The sequence below is a fragment of the Polynucleobacter sp. Tro8-14-1 genome, from assembly GCF_018881655.1.
Lineage (GTDB): Bacteria > Pseudomonadota > Gammaproteobacteria > Burkholderiales > Burkholderiaceae > Polynucleobacter.
The window spans coordinates 1-866 of sequence record NZ_JACVPX010000016.1 but is presented as its reverse complement, the minus strand read 5'-3'; the positions used below and the strand labels follow the sequence as shown (position 1 = coordinate 866).

Annotated in this window: 1 protein-coding gene; it reads left to right on the top strand. The window is 45.8% G+C overall.

Features of this window, described 5'->3' with window-relative positions:
- Window positions 1–834, top strand: an 834-nt coding sequence (locus tag ICN34_RS11460; RefSeq protein ID WP_216122737.1) for an IS3 family transposase, incomplete at its 5' end; no start/stop codon positions are given.
- Window positions 835–866 lie beyond the last annotated feature (32 nt).

Here is an 866-nt window from a genome sequence, read left to right as displayed (position 1 = left end):
GAGTTAAGGCAGCAGTACCCTTTGCAAACTATCCTAGGCATTGCCAATATGGCTAGGAGTGTCTACTACTACCAGCTAAGTGCTAGCGCTAAAGTCGACCCCTATCTGGATGCTAAGACTCAAATTGGCGCAATCTACCATCGCCACAAGGGCTGCTATGGCTATCGGCGAGTCCATTTAGAGTTGAGCAATCAGCAGCGCTATCTCAATCCCAAGACTGTACAAAAGCTGATGGGGCAACTAGGACTTAAATCCCTTGTTAGGCCTAAACGCTATCAGTCCTATAAAGGCGGCATTGGTAAGGTGGCACCGAACTTATTAGAGCGTAACTTTGCGGCCAGTAAACCCAATCAGAAGTGGGTTACTGATGTGACGGAGTTCAACATCAGGGGTGAGAAGGTATACCTCTCGCCGATCTTAGATCTATACAACCAAGAGATCATCTCCTATGAGATTGCCGATCGACCACAGATTAGCTCAGTAATGCAAATGCTCCAAAGCGCATTTAAACAACTGGGACCAAAAGACAAGCCTATGTTGCACTCAGACCAGGGTTGGCAATACCAGATGGGGCTGTATCAACAGGCCCTTCACCAGCAAGGCATTACTCAAAGCATGTCCAGAAAAGGCAATTGCCTAGATAACTCAGTCATGGAGAACTGGTTTGGGATGATGAAAACGGAGTTCTTCTACCAAAAGAAGTTTGAGACTATTGAAGCATTTAAGGCGGGGCTAGAGGAATATATCCACTACTACAACCATGATCGGATCAAACAAAAACTAAAGGGATTAAGCCCGGTAAATTACCGAACTCAATCCCTCGTGCTAACCTAACTAAACTGTCCAACTTTTGTGGGTCAGTTCAC